The sequence below is a fragment of the uncultured Lacinutrix sp. genome, from assembly GCF_947500325.1.
GTDB lineage: Bacteria > Bacteroidota > Bacteroidia > Flavobacteriales > Flavobacteriaceae > Lacinutrix.
In genome coordinates this window covers 1-248 of the sequence record NZ_CANMRQ010000112.1, presented here as the reverse complement: position 1 = coordinate 248, position 248 = coordinate 1, and the positions used below count along the sequence as shown (strand labels likewise).

The window sequence follows — 248 nt, the reverse complement described above, 5'->3', positions numbered from 1 at the left end:
AGAGTAAAAGTAAGTGCGTACTATCATACCGAAAACGAATCGGTTAGTGCTAATGCATTTACAATTTCTCCTAGTAACCATATTGCTATTACCTCACCTAATGGAGGAGAAACACTTATAGGAAATACAACACATAATATTACTTGGAATACGCCAGGTATTACCTCAAACAGTTATACGATTCAATATCGAACGTCAGAAACAGGTTCTTGGAGTACAATAGTTAGCAATTATACAACAACGAGTGG

1 protein-coding gene is annotated in these 248 nt (G+C 35.9%); it reads left to right on the top strand.

Annotated elements, in window-relative coordinates; all coding sequences use genetic code 11:
* Window positions 1-248, top strand: a 248-nt coding sequence (locus Q0997_RS20400; protein WP_299892590.1) for a hypothetical protein, incomplete at both ends; no start/stop codon positions are given.